This window comes from Sphingomonas sp. Leaf412, from assembly GCF_001425405.1.
GTDB lineage: Bacteria > Pseudomonadota > Alphaproteobacteria > Sphingomonadales > Sphingomonadaceae > Sphingomonas.
Window position 1 is genome coordinate 295988 of the sequence record NZ_LMQP01000003.1, and the last position, 13293, is coordinate 309280.

General features: G+C 70.8%; 10 protein-coding genes. 9 read left to right on the forward strand and 1 reads right to left on the reverse strand.

Features of this window, described 5'->3' with window-relative positions:
* Window positions 1-174: 174 nt before the first annotated feature.
* Window positions 175-933: a DUF1134 domain-containing protein gene (locus ASG29_RS08570; RefSeq protein WP_055982851.1), complete on the forward strand. Its 759-nt coding sequence runs from the start codon at window positions 175-177 to the stop codon at window positions 931-933.
* 643 nt (window positions 934-1576) lie between these two features.
* Here the strand turns inward: ASG29_RS08570 and ASG29_RS08575 are convergent.
* Window positions 1577-2914, reverse strand: coding sequence for a dihydroorotase (locus tag ASG29_RS08575; RefSeq protein WP_055982853.1), 1338 nt, complete (start codon window positions 2912-2914; stop codon window positions 1577-1579).
* Between the two features lie 309 nt (window positions 2915-3223).
* Here ASG29_RS08575 and ASG29_RS08580 point away from each other — a divergent pair, with 309 nt between their 5' ends.
* The 8 genes from ASG29_RS08580 (at window position 3224) to ASG29_RS08615 (ending at window position 13127) form a co-directional block, all read left to right on the forward strand.
* Window positions 3224-3919 (forward strand): YgfZ/GcvT domain-containing protein, encoded by a 696-nt coding sequence (locus tag ASG29_RS08580; RefSeq protein WP_055982855.1) that lies wholly within the window; start codon window positions 3224-3226, stop codon window positions 3917-3919.
* Window positions 3920-4000: 81 nt separating this feature from the next.
* Entirely contained in the window at window positions 4001-5638 is a 1638-nt protein-coding gene (locus ASG29_RS08585; protein ID WP_055982857.1) for a TldD/PmbA family protein, read from the forward strand.
* 26 nt (window positions 5639-5664) lie between these two features.
* A complete protein-coding gene (locus ASG29_RS08590) occupies window positions 5665-6999 on the forward strand; it encodes a TldD/PmbA family protein (protein WP_055982859.1) in 1335 nt (444 codons plus the stop codon).
* 141 nt (window positions 7000-7140) lie between these two features.
* The gene (locus ASG29_RS08595; protein WP_055982861.1) at window positions 7141-7830 is read left to right on the forward strand and encodes a DUF4159 domain-containing protein; all 690 of its coding nucleotides are present in this window, start codon (window positions 7141-7143) and stop codon (window positions 7828-7830) included.
* A gap of 193 nt (window positions 7831-8023) precedes the next feature.
* On the forward strand, window positions 8024-9004 hold the full coding sequence (locus ASG29_RS08600; RefSeq protein WP_055982863.1) for an AAA family ATPase: 981 nt from the start codon (window positions 8024-8026) through the stop codon (window positions 9002-9004).
* A gap of 126 nt (window positions 9005-9130) precedes the next feature.
* Window positions 9131-9976 (forward strand): DUF58 domain-containing protein, encoded by an 846-nt coding sequence (locus ASG29_RS08605; protein WP_055982864.1) that lies wholly within the window; start codon window positions 9131-9133, stop codon window positions 9974-9976.
* Complete coding sequence (locus ASG29_RS08610; RefSeq protein ID WP_055982866.1) at window positions 9973-11082, forward strand: BatA domain-containing protein; 1110 nt, start codon at window positions 9973-9975, stop codon at window positions 11080-11082. Before ASG29_RS08605 ends, ASG29_RS08610 begins: the two co-directional genes overlap by 4 nt.
* Window positions 11083-11087: 5 nt before the next feature.
* On the forward strand, window positions 11088-13127 hold the full coding sequence (locus ASG29_RS08615; RefSeq protein ID WP_055982868.1) for a DUF4175 family protein: 2040 nt from the start codon (window positions 11088-11090) through the stop codon (window positions 13125-13127).
* Window positions 13128-13293 lie beyond the last annotated feature (166 nt).

Consider the following 13293-nt stretch of genomic DNA (forward strand, 5'->3'; position numbering starts at 1 on the left):
GTTGGCCGGCGCGGGCTGTAGCCGGGTGGGGGCGGGCGATCAAGGGGGGTGAGGGGCGGCGCGCGGATTCGGCCGGTCGTGGGAGGGACTCGCATCGTCGCGCGGTGACGCGCCGTTCATTGCCGCGTCAGGCGGAGGCGCTATCGTCGCGGGTTGTACAATGGGGGCGGTGACATGAAGACGGCGGTGGCGGCGATCCTGGCGATGGCGCTGACGGCGATGCCGGTGGCGTCGCAGGTGCGGACGATCGATCCCAATGCGGGTATCGACGCCGATGTCGCCCCCGGCGCGAACCGGTCCGCCCCCGTCGCGCCGGTCGTCGCGCCGGTGCGCGGGCCGGATGTGCCGCCGCCGTCCCCCGCGGCGAACCGCACCGCCCCGGCGCCGGTGCCGCCCCCGTCGGGCGAGGTGGTGCAGCAGGCGCGAGCGGAGGCCACCACCGCGGCGGCCGATACGTACAAGCGCGACGACCTGATCGGGGCGGGCGAGGACGTGTTCGGCAAGGGCGCGGAGGGGTTCGCCGGGCTGATCGAGAAGATCCTGAAGGAGCAGGGCGAGCCCAACGCCTATATCGCGGGGCGCGAGGCGTCGGCGGCGCTGGTCGTCGGCCTGCGCTACGGGTCCGGCATCATGACCCACAAGGTGGAGGGGCAGCGCCCCGTCTACTGGACGGGGCCCTCGGTCGGCTTCGACGCGGGCGGGGATGCGAACAAGGTGTTCGTCCTGGTCTACAACCTCAACGACACGCAGGAATTGTTCAAGCGCTTCCCGGGCGCGGAGGGGCGGCTGTATTTCGTCGGCGGCTTCGCGGCGACCTATCTGCGCAGCGGCAACACCGTGCTGATCCCGGTGCGGCTGGGCGTCGGCTGGCGTGCGGGCGTCAACGTCGGGTACATGAAGTTCACCGAAAAATCGAAATGGATGCCGTTCTAGGGCCGATCGACATTCAATTTTCCGGTGCAAGATGTTCGCACGAAGCCGCAAAGGCGCGAAGTGAAGAAGGAGATTGGTTCGCGCGGAGGCGCGGAGGACGCTGAGAGTAAAGTGTAACGCAGACCGGCACTCCCCCCATCGAAGCAGCCCCCTTATCGAAGCAGCGACGTCGGGCCGGCCAGTAATTGGCCCTCCGATCAGCCCGGTGCACGACACCTCCGCGTCCTCCGCGCCTCCGCGCGAACCCAAACTTCCTTGCGGCTTCGCGGTTTCGCGTGAGCGTCTCATCCCGCCATCTGAATGTCGATTGGCCCTAGGGCGGGTCGACACTCCGTCCGAGGGTTCTACCGTCATGCCGGGCTGATCCCCGCATCCACGCTGCCGCACGGTCTTTGGTCGCGGGTTTGCGGGGACGAGTCCACCGTGTCGATCCGACGCCGCGGGACGCCAGCCGCGTGACCCCGGCGTCGCGGAAGTTGACGAAGTTCACGCCACGTCGGCGCTGCACGCGCTTCCCCGGGGTGCGCCGGTTCGGCGCGGGCCGCGCATCGCGGTGCGCGAATGGTGTCGAGCATGAGAAAGACGCGGACGGACCATAGTCGAGCGCGGGCGTGTAGGACAGCGCGAAGGAGCGTCCGCGGCGTCAGTCCGCATGTCCCGGGAACGCCGTCGCGTCGAACCGGTACGGCTCGCCCACGGGCGCGTCGCCCAGCTGATCCTCCCACATTGCTATATTGCCGCGCACGATCGTGCCGACCGGCTTTCCCGTCAGCGCCATGCCGGTGAAGGGGGACCAGCCGGAGCGGCTCTTCAGCCAGCTTTCCTCGATCGTCCACTTCTTCTTCAGGTCGACGATCGTGAAGTCGGCGTCGTAGCCCGCGCAGATGCGCCCCTTGCCGACGATGCCGAAGATCCGCTGCGCGCCCGCGCTGGTCAGTTCGATCACGCGTTGCAGGGTCAGGCGACCGTTCGCCGCATGGTCGAGCAGCAGCGGCAGCAGCGTCTGCACGCCGGGCATCCCGCTGGGCGAGGCGGGATAGGGCTTCGCCTTCTCCTCCACGGTATGCGGCGCATGGTCGGAGCCGATGACGTCGGGCACGCCCTGGTTCAGCCAGTGCCACAGGCCGTCGCGATGCGCGCCCGAGCGGATCGGGGGGTTCATCTGCGCCCAGGTGCCGAGCCGCGGATACGCCTCCTCGCCCGCCAGCGTCAGGTGCTGGGGCGTGACCTCGCACGTCGCGATATGCTTGTGCCGGCCCAGCAGTTCCAGTTCGGCGGGGGTGGTGACGTGCAGGACGTGGACACGCCGCCCCGCCTCCTCCGCCAGCCGCAGGATGCGGCGGGTGGCGAGCAGCGCGCTCTCGTCGTCGCGCCACACCGGGTGCGACGAGGCGTCGCCGTCGATGCGGTGGTCGACGCGCGCGTTCATCCGGTCCTCGTCCTCCGCATGGATCGCGACGCGGCGGTGGCCGTGCGCCAGCACCTCCGCCAGCTGCGCATCCTCGCTGACCAGCAGGTCGCCGGTGGAGGCGCCCATGAAGATCTTCACGCCCGCGGTGCCGGGCATCCGCTCCAGCTCGGTCAGGTGGCGGGCGTTGTGGTTGGTGGCGCCGACGTAGAAGGCGTGCTCGCACCACATCCGCCCCTTCGCGCGCGCCAGCTTGTCGCGGATCGCGTCGGCGCTGTCGGTATTGGGCTTGGTATTGGGCATTTCGAACACGCCGGTGACGCCGCCCATGACCGCGGCGATGCTGCCGGTGGCGAGGTCCTCCTTGTGCTCCAGGCCGGGCTCGCGGAAGTGGACCTGCGTGTCGATGACGCCGGGCAGGATGTCGAGCCCGGTGCAGTCGATCGCGCGGCCCGCGTCGCCGCTTGCTCCGATCTCCACGATGCGGCCGTTGCGGACGCCGATGTCGGTTTTGACCGGGCCGCCGGGGGTGTGGACGGTGCCGCCGGTGAGGATGAGGTCGTAGGTGGGCATCGGGCGGGGTCCTTTGCGTTTGGGGTGCATTGGACCGGGTGGCGCGGGTGGTTCAAGCGCGAAGTCGCTGGTGTGTCCCCGCGAAGGATGATCGGGTCGCATCGTCCCCCGGACGATGTTTGAACGTGCGGGGCTTGAACGTGCGGGGCACGTTCAACCCGATCATGACCCGGACTGGGAGTGCGGGGTCGCGCATGCCCCGCATGCGCGAGGATCGTCCGGGGGACGATCCGACCCCGCGCTCGCCTTCGCGGGAGCACAAAAGGGAGGCGGGGTGACGCGCGTCCCCGGCATCCCTATCTCCCGCGCATGGCCACTACCCTTACCGATCGCGCCGTCATCCGCATTTCCGGGGAGGACGTGCGCGGGTTCCTTCAGGGGCTGGTGACCAACGATGTCGCGCATCTGCCGTGCTGGGCGGCGTTGCTCAGTCCGCAGGGGAAGGCGCTGTTCGACTTCATCCTGTGGGACGACGGCGACGACGTGCTGGTCGATTGCGAGGCCGCGCAGGCCCCGGCGATCGTGCGGCGATTGTCGATGTATCGGCTGCGTCGGCCGATCGTCATCGCGATCGACGACACGCTGGCGGTCCATTGGTCGCGTGACGGCGGCGAGGGCGTGCCCGATCCGCGGTTGCCCGCGCTGGGGCGGCGCTGGATCGCGGCGCCGGGGGCGGCGGCGCACGGGTGGCGGGCGCACCGGCTGTCGCTGGGCGTTCCCGAGGGGGTCGCGGAACTGGGCGACGGCGAGACCCTGTGGCTGGAGGCCAATGCGCGCGAGCTGAACGGGGTCAGCTTCACCAAGGGATGCTATGTCGGGCAGGAGAATACCGCGCGGATGCATCACCGCAGCAAGGTGAACCGGCGGCTGGTGGTCGCACCGATCGTGGCGGACGAGGCGAGGATGCGCGCGGAATATCCCGATCTCGGCCTGATGGTCGCGCTGCGGCGGGTCGAGGCACTGGGTGATGCCGTCACGCCCGACTGGCTTGCCCAGGCGTTATAGCCAAATAACACGCTTTGCGCTTGACGCCCCGTTCCGCGCGGATAACGTCCCGCCCATCCAAGGGTTCTGGGGGACGCATCCGTGCTTCGACGTGAGTTTCTCTCCGCCACCGGCAAGGCCGGTCTGGGCGGACTTCTGCTATCGACCTTTCCGGGCCGCGCGATCGCGGAACAGGAATTGCAATCCGCGCTGGACGTGTCGCTGAAGCGGCGGCTGGCGGATGCGGCGCTGAACGCGGCGAAGGGCGCGGGCGCGACCTACACCGACGTGCGCGTCGGGCGGTACCTGCGCCAGTTCGTCATCACGCGCGAGGCGAACGTCCAGAATATCGTGAACACCGAATCGACCGGCGTCGGCATCCGCGTGATCGCGGGCGGGGCGTGGGGCTTCGCGGCGACCAACGACCTGTCCGACGATGCGGTCGCGGCGGCGGCGCGGCAGGCGGTGGCGATCGCGAAGGCGAATGCGAAGAACCAGTCCGCGCCGGTGCAGCTGGCGCCCACGCCGGGCGTCGGCGAGGTCAGCTGGAAGACCCCGATCGTCAAGAATAGCATGGCGGTACCGATCAAGGACAAGGTCGACCTGCTGCTGGGCGTCAACGCCGCCGCCACCGCGGCGGGCGCGAATTTCGTCAATTCCATGCTGTTCCTGGTGAACGAGCAGAAGTTCTTCGCCAGCACCGACGGATCGTACATCGACCAGGACGTGCACCGCATCTGGGCGCCGATGACCGCGACCGTCATCGACAAGGCGACGGGCAAGTTCCGCAGCCGCGAGGGCCTGTCCGCGCCGATGGGCATGGGCTTCGAATATCTGGACGGGTCGGCGGCGGAGAAGACCGTCACCCCCGCGGGCGTCACGACGTACAAGAAGTCGTACGACATGAAGGAGGATGCGATCGCCGCGGCGAAGAACGCGCGTGCGAAGCTGACCGCGCCGTCGGTGAAGCCGGGGAAGTATGACCTCGTCCTCGACCCCAATCACCTCGGCCTGACGATCCACGAATCCGTCGGCCATCCGCTCGAACTGGACCGCGTGCTGGGTTACGAGGCGAATTATGCGGGCACCAGCTTCGCCACGCTCGACAAGCAGAAGGCGGGGTTCAAATACGGCAGCGACAAGGTCACGATCTTCGCCGACAAGACGCAGCCGGGGTCGCTCGGCGCGGTTGCGTACGACGACGAGGGCGTGAAGACCAAGCGCTGGGACCTCATCAAGGACGGCACGCTGGTCGACTATCAGGCGATCCGCGATCAGGCGCATATCCTGGGCAAGAAGGAATCGGACGGCTGCTGCTACGCCGACAGCTGGTCCAGCGTGCAGTTCCAGCGGATGGCCAACATCTCCCTCGCCCCCGGCAAGGCGAAGATGACGCCGGCGCAGATGATCGCGAACGTCGAGAACGGCATCTACATCATCGGCGACGGATCGTTCTCGATCGACCAGCAGCGCTACAATGCGCAGTTCGGCGGGCAGCTGTTCTACGAAATCAAGAACGGCAAGATCACGCAGCAGATCGAGGACGTGGCGTACCAGATGCGGACGCCCGAATTCTGGGCGGCGTGCCAGGGCAGTTGCGACGAGAGCGACTATCGCCTGTTCGGCAGCTTCTTCGACGGGAAGGGGCAGCCGAGCCAGGTGTCCGCGGTCAGCCACGGATCGGCGACCACGCGCTTCAACGGCATCAACGTCATCAACACCGCGCGCTCGCTCGGCTGAGCTGGAAGCGCAGGGGAGACTGAACAATGGCTCTATTCACCGAGGAACAGGCCCGCGCGATCTGCGCGAAGGCCGTGAAGATGTCGAAGGCGGACGAATGCACCGCGCAGCTGACCGGATCGATCAAGGGTAACGTGCGCTTCGCGCGCAACGACGTGTCCACCGCGGGGCTGGTCGAGGATACCGACCTGGCCGTGCAGGTGGCGTTCGGGAAGCGTTCGGGCGTGGCGACGATCAACCAGTTCGACGACGCGTCGATCGAACGGTGCGTGCGGCGCGCGGAGGACCTCGCGCGGCTGGCGCCCGAGAATGCCGAGTACATGCCGATCCTGCCCAAGCAGGATTATCGCGCGACGCCGACGTTCAGCGCGGCGACCGCGGCGATCACGCCCGACTATCGCGCGCAGGTGGCGGCCGCGTCGATCGCGCCGTGCCGCAGTGCGAAGCTGATCGCGGCGGGCTTCCTGGAGGACAATCAGAGTTTCTCCGCCTTCGCCAACAGCAAGGGCAACAGCGGCTACCAGCGCGCGACCGGCATGGACTATACCTGCACCGTGCGGACCGAGGACGGGCGCGGATCGGGCTGGGTCGGGCGCAACGTGCAGGATGCGGCGGCGTTCAGCGCGGATACCGAGATCCGCACCGCGATGCGCAAAGCGAGTTCCTCGGTCGAGGCGCGCGCGATCGAGCCGGGCAAATATACCGTCATCCTCGAACCCGCGGCGGCGGCGGGGCTGGTCAGCTTCATGCTGAACTTCTTCGACGCGCGCTCGGCGGACGAGGGGCGCAGCTTCCTCAGCAAGAAGGGCGGCGGGAACAAGATCGGGGAGCAGGTCTTCGGCCCCCAGGTGAACATCACGACCGATCCGTGGGACCCGCAGGCGGCGGTGATGCCGTGGGACGACGATTTCGTGCCGCGGCGCAAGATGCCGATCGTGCAGGGCGGCAAGGTGATGAACCTCGATTACTCGCGCTTCTGGGCGCAGAAGCAGGGGAAGACCGCGACGGGATCGCCGGGCAATATCCTGATGAGCGGGGGCACGAAATCCACCGCCGACCTCGTCCGCTCGACGCAGCGCGGCATCCTCGTCACGCGGCTGTGGTACATCCGCATGGTCGATCCGCAGACCGTGCTGCTGACCGGCCTGACGCGCGACGGGACGTTCTATATCGAGAACGGCGAGATCAAATATCCGATCAAGAACCTGCGCTTCAACGAATCGCCGGTCATCATGCTCAACAACATCGACGAACTGGGCAAGCCGGTGCGCGTGGCGGGCGACGAATCGTCGCTGACGATGGTCCTGCCGCCGATGCGGCTGCGCGACTTCACGTTCACGTCGCTGTCGGACGCGGTGTGACCGGGTGAGGGGAGTGCCGAGCGTGTCTCCCTCTCCCCTGTGGGGAGACGGCCGGGGTGAGGGGAGGGTGTCTCACCGAGAGCAGCGTCCGTGGCGGCCCCTCACCCAACCCTCTCCCCGGAAGGGAGAGGGCTATCGTTCGTGACTCGTTCGGAGTTCCTTCGGCTGGCGACCCTTGGCGTCGCATCGCTCGCGACGCGCGCCGTCGCCGCGCCCGCCTACGATTTCTGGTTCACCCGGCTGCGCTACGACAGCGGGGACTGGGACGTGGATGCGCGGATGCCGTCGAACGTCATCACGTCGCTGATCGACTATACCAATCTGCGCGTCGATCCGAAGGAGCGGGTCGTCGCGCTGTCCGATCCGAAAATGCTGACCGCGCCGTTCTGCTATCTCGCGGGGCATAAGCTGGTCGAGTTCAGCCCGGCGGAGCGGCGAAATTTCGAGCGTTACGTGAAGAACGGCGGGTTCGTGTTCGTCGACGATTGCAACCACGACATCGACGGCCTGTTCGCCAAATCGTTCGAGCGGCAGATGGCGGCGATCTTCGGCCCCGCGGCGATGAAGAAATTGCCGAACAATCATCCGATCTATCGCCGCTTCTTCAAGTTCGACGGCCCGCCGCCGAGCGCGCTGGAGCTGAACGGATGGGGCGACGACCTCGTCCACGATTACCTGAAGGGCATCACGATCGACGGGCGGCTGGGGCTCCTCTATTCGAACAAGGATTACGGGTGCGAATGGGATTACGATTGGCGCAACAAGCGCTTCCTGGCGGTGGACAACACGCGGTTCGCGGTGAACATCGTGCTGTATGCGTTGAGCGCGTGAGTCATGCAGGACCACCACGGCCCGGCGTTCGCGGAACGGTCGCGAACCGGCGGCAGCTAGCCACTGGCGTGCCGTCACCCCGGACTTGTTCCGGGGTCCATCGTGCCGCGAAATCAACGGGTTCTGCTCTTGCGGATCCATGGATGCCGGGACAGGCCCGGCATGACGGACATTCTTGTTGCAGGGCTGTCGCATGACCGAGGCGGAGGTGCAGGAGCGGCTGGCGAAGCTGGCGGAGCTGAAGGCCGCGATCGGGCAGGCGATCGTCGGGCAGGCGGACGTGGTCGAGCAATTGCTGATCGGCCTGTTCGCGGGCGGGCATTGTCTGCTGGAGGGTGTGCCGGGGCTGGGCAAGACGTTGCTGGTCAAGTCGCTGGGCGAGGCGCTGGAGCTGCCGTTCCGGCGCGTGCAGTTTACGCCCGACCTGATGCCGAGCGATATCTTGGGCACCGAATTGCTGGAGGAGGACCACGGCACCGGACGGCGGCATTTCCGGTTCCAGAAGGGGCCGGTGTTCACCAGCCTGCTGCTGGCGGACGAACTGAACCGCACCCCGCCCAAGACGCAGGCCGCGCTGCTGGAGGCGATGCAGGAGCGGACGGTCAGCTATGCCGGGGTGACGCACGAATTGCCGCGGCCCTTCTTCGTCCTGGCGACGCAGAACCCGCTGGAGCAGGCGGGGACATATCCGCTGCCCGAGGCGCAGCTGGACCGTTTCCTGTTGCTGGTACGCGTCGGTTATCCCGACGAGGCGGAGGAGGCGGCGATCCTGCGGTTGACGACGGGCGCGGGCGCGCCGGTGGTGCCGAAGGTGATGGACGCGGAGGAGGTCGTGGCGGTGCAGCGGCTGGTGCGCGAGGTGCATGTGTCGGACGGGCTGGTCGACTGGATCAACCGGCTGGTGCGCTCGACGCGGCCCGGGGAGGGGGTGTCGGATGCCGTCACCCGCTACGTCCGCTGGGGCGCGGGGCCGCGCGCGGGGCAGTCGCTGGTGCTGGCGTCGAAGGCGCGCGCGCTGCTGCACGGGCGGCTGGCGGCGACGCGCGAGGATGTCGCCGCGCTGGCGGCGCCGGTGCTGCGCCACCGGCTGCTGCTGTCGTTCGCGGCGGAGGCGGACGGGCGCAGCGCGGACGACGTCGTCGCGGCAGTGCTGGCGAATGTGCGGGCGGGATGAACCGGCGACCCATGACGATGTCCCGGCCCCCGTTCGGCCTGAGCGCAGTCGAAGGCCACGCGTCGCGCATGTGCTTCGACTTCGCTCGGCACGAACGGGAATAGACGGTCTGGAATTGCGGTAGCCATGCCCGCCGATCCCATCCCTCCCGGCGTCCGCGCGCGGCTTGCGGGTCTGCGCCTGTCCACGCGGCGGGCGGTCGGCGCGCAGGGGATCGGGCTGCATGCCAGCCGCAGCCGCGGGGCGGGGCTGGAGTTCGCGCAATACCGGCCGTACGAGCCGGGCGACGAGCCGCGGCAGATCGACTGGAAACTGTACGCCCGATCCGACCGCTATTTCATCCGCGAGGCGGAGCGGGAGAGCCCGGTGGCGCTGTGGGTGCTGATCGACGCGACCGCCAGCATGGCCGCGCGCTGGACCACGGCGCGGGCGCTGGCGGCGTGCCTCGGTGAACTGGCGCTGGCGGGGGGTGATCGCTTCGGCTGGGTCGTGATCGCGGACGACGGGCTTGAGCTGGCAGTGCCCGCGGCCGGGGTCGGGCAGCGCGACCGGTTGCGGCGCGAACTGGCGCCGGCACGCGGGAGCGGGCGGTTCCCGGCGGCGGCGCGACTGGCGCCGGTGTGGGAGAAGGTGGGGCCGCGCGATCTGGTCGTGGTGCTGAGCGACCTGTTCGATCCCGACATGGTCGGCGTCGCGACGCGGCTGGCGGATGCGGGGCGCGACGTCGCGGCGATCCAGCTGCTGACCGTGGCGGAGCGCGATTTCGACTTCGCGGGCGGGCATCGCTTCCGCGATCCCGAGACGGGCGAGGAACTGCCCGGCGATGCCGATGCGTTGCGCGCGGACTATCTCGCGCGCTTCAATGCGGCGCGGGCGGCGCTGGCGGCGGAACTGGCGGCGCATGGCGTGCGGATGGCGAGCCATACCGCGGACGAGCCGCTGGACGCGCCGTTGCGGGCGCTGTTCGCGTGACGCCGGCGTTGCTGTTTCCCGCCGGGCTGGCGGCGCTGGCGGCGCTGCTGCTGCCGCTGCTGATCCATCTGGCGCGGCGGACCGAGACCGCGACGACCGATTTCGCCGCGCTGCGCTGGTTGCGGGAACGGCCCAAGCCGCGGCGGCGCCCGCGGTTCGACGAATGGCCGCTGCTGGTCGCGCGGCTGCTGCTGCTGGCGGCGATCGCCCTGTGGTTCGCGCGGCCCGTGCTTACGGGCGCGGCGTCGGATCGCCCGCGCGTGGCGGTGGTGCCGGGGGCGGATGCGCGCGGGGCCGGGGAGGGGGCGGTGTGGCTGGCGCCCGGCTTCCCCGCGATCGACACGCCGATGCCGCAAGGGAGCGTGCCGGTCGTCAGCCTGGTGCGTGAGCTGGACGCCACATTGCCCCCCGCCGCGCGGCTGACGGTGCGCGTACCCGCGGTGATCGAGGGCGCGGATGCGGCGCGGCCGGTCGTGTCGCGCGCGATCGACTGGCGCGTGGTGCCGGGGCGGATGGCGGCGCCCCCGGCGGTGCGCGTGGCGCCGGTGCCGCTGGCGGTCCGTGACGGCGGCGCGGTCGGGGCGGCGTACGTCCGTGCGGCGGCGCGCGCGCTGGGGTCGCGCGACAACGGGGGCGCGGACGTGCCGCTGCCGCGCGCGGGCGCAGTGGCGTGGTTCGTGCCCGGCGAGCTTCCCGCCGCGGTGCGCGACTTCGCGGCGCGGGGGAATGTCGTGCTGCTGCCCGTGACCGCGCGGGTCGCCGATGCGACGACGGTCTGGCGCGACGCGCTGGGCGCGCCGGTCGCGGAAGCGGCGGGGGTGGGGCGCGGGCGGCTGATCCGCTTCGTCCGCCCGCTGACCGCCGCGGCGCTGCCCGCGCTGGTCGAGGCGGACTTTCCCGACCGGCTGGCGGCGGCGATCGGCGCGCCGCCGGTGCCGCCGGGTCGCGTGATGGCGCGCGATCATGCGCCGGTGCGCGGGGCGGCGGCGGTTCCGGCGGCGGCGGTGTCGGTCGACCTGCGGCCGTGGCTGGCGATCGCGATCGCGCTGCTGCTGCTGGTCGAGCGCTGGCTGGCGACGCGGCGCGCGCGCGGGGTGGCGCCTTGAGCGCGATGGACCTCGCGGCGCGCTGGACGCGCCCGGCGCGGGTGCGCGCGGGCGGGATCGTGGCGGGGTTCGGTGTGCCGGTGGCGATCCTGGTCGCGGTGCTGGCGGGCGTGGTCGCGGCGGCGGTGGTGCTCGCGGCGGTGGCGGGCGTCGCGTGGTGGCGCACGCGCGGGTTCGGCCCAGCGTGGGTCGTGCGGCGGCTGGATGCGCGGCACGCGGCGGTGGAGGACAGCGCGGACCTGCTGTTCGCGGACCCGGCTACGCTTGGGCCTCTGGAGCGGTTGCAGCTGGCGCGCGTGTCGGCGCGGATCGACGGCGCGGCGGGCGACCTGACCGATCCATGGCCGGTGCGTGCGATCGCGGCGACATGGATCGCGGCGGCGGCGGCGGTCGTGGCGGTGCTGCTGTGGCCCGCGCCGCGCGAGGAGCGGCTGGCCCCGAGCGACGAGGGCGTGGCGCGCGTCGCGGGGGTGCCCGCGCTGACGGGCCAACGGCTGCGCGTCGTGCCGCCGGGCTATACCGGGTTGCCGGCGCGCAACCTGACGACGCTGGATGCGCGCGTGCCCGTCGGATCGCGGCTGGAATGGGTGCTGGCGTTCGAGCCGGCGCCACGCGCGGCGACGATCGCGTTCCTGGACGGGCGGCGCGTGGCGTTGGCGCCGGGAGCACGGTGGCGCGGCGGCATGACGGTGCAGCGATCGGGCCTGTACCGGGTCGCGCCCGCTGGCGCCCCGGCGGGGCGGCTGCACCGGCTGGACGCGGTCGCGGACCAGCCGCCGAAAGTGGCGGTGATCGCGCCGCGCCGGACGCTGTCGCTGGCGGGCGCGGGACAGCGGGCGTGGACCGTCGCGTTCGAGGCGCGCGACGATTACGGCGTCGCGGGGGGCGCGCGGCTGATCGTCACCACGGCGTCGGGCGAGGGCGAGCAGGTCACGTTCCGCGAACGGACGCTGACGCTGGGCGGCAGCGGCGCGGCGACGCGGCGGCGGTTCGCCGCGACGCTGGACCTCGCCGCGATGGGATTGTCGGGGGCGGGGGACCTGATCGCGCAACTGGTGGTGCGCGACGGCGCGGGGCATGTCGTGCGCTCGCCCAGCCTGATCCTGCGCCGCAAGCCGCCGCAATCGGACCTCGGCACCGGGCTGGACGCGGGCGTGCGGACCGCGATGCCCGCCTATCTGCGCAGCCAGCGGCAGGTCATCATCGATATCGAGGCGTTGCTGCGCGCGCGCCGCGGGCTGACCCCGGCGCAGTTCGTGGAGCGCGCGGGGCGGATCGGCGACGACCAGTCCGCGCTGCGCCGCCGCTACGGCGATTTCCTGGGCGGGGAGACCGAGGGGGCGAGCGACGCGATGCCGACCAGCGATGCGGAGGCCGGGACGGAGCAGCACAGCGCGGACGACGGCCACGACCACGGGCCGACGGGCACCCCGCTGGTGCTGGGCCGCGCGGAGGACGTGCTGAACGAATACGGCCATGCGCATGACGAGGGCGAGGCGTCGACGCTGTTCGATCCCGCGACGCATGCGAAATTGACCGCCGCGGTCGATCAGATGTGGCAGTCCGAGGGGGCGTTGCGGTCGGGCGAGCCCGCGCGCGCGCTGCCGTTCGCGAACCGTGCGCTCGTCCTCATCAAGCAGGTGCAGCAGGCGACGCGCGTGTTCCTGGCGAAGGTGGGGAGCGACCTGCCCCCGATCGACGCGACGCGGCGGATGACGGGCAAGCGCGACGACATCGCGCCCGCTGCGCTGGCGCTGCCCGCGCGCACCGCGGACGAGGCGGCGGCGGCGCGCGCATGGGCCGTCGTCGACGGCGTCGGGCGAATCGACGGCGCCGCGCTGGACCGGTTGCCGTCGCGCGATCCGCTGGCGCTGGCGGCGGCGCGCGACGCGGTGCGGCGCGATCCGGCGTGCGAGGCATGTCGCGCGACGTTGCGCGGACTGGTGTGGCAGGCGCTGGCGCGGCCGCCCGCGGGCGCGATGCGGCGGGCGCAGGGGAGCGCGGCGGGGCGGCGCTATCTGGACGCGATCGGCGTGGCGCGATGACGCCCGCGTGGATCGTGGCGGGAACGCTGGCCCTCGCGGTCGCGCTCGGCTGGGTGCGGCTGATGCTGTGGTGGCGGGGCGCGGCGGCGCGCGGGCCGTGGTGGCGGCTGGCGCTGCTGCTGGCGGCGCAGCCGGTGCTGGCGGGGCTCCTGTTCCTGACATTGTT